Source organism: Leeia speluncae (assembly GCF_020564625.1).
Taxonomy (GTDB): Bacteria; Pseudomonadota; Gammaproteobacteria; order Burkholderiales; family Leeiaceae; genus Leeia; species Leeia speluncae.
In genome coordinates, this window is record NZ_JAJBZT010000047.1 from 1 (window position 1) to 222 (window position 222).

At 46.8% G+C, this 222-nt stretch carries 1 protein-coding gene; it reads left to right on the forward strand.

Translation table 11 applies throughout. The annotated features are described in order from the left end of the window. The coding region (locus LIN78_RS18035) for a cadherin repeat domain-containing protein (protein ID WP_227182273.1) at positions 1–222 on the forward strand (222 nt) is incomplete at both ends.

The following is a 222-nucleotide window of genomic DNA, read 5'->3' on the forward strand; positions in this document are numbered from 1 at the left end:
ATTGTGAGTGGTGGGGATGGTGCCAAATTCAGTATTGATAGCAGTGGCAACTTAACCTTCAATGCCGCTCCGGATTATGAAAATCCGACCGATAGCGATACAAACAATACGTATATTGTGACAGTCAAAGCGGTGGATGGTGCGGGTAACTTCAGCACGCAACAGATTACCGTGACAGTAACGGATGTGGATGAAATTGCCCCAACCATTACTGGGCCATCT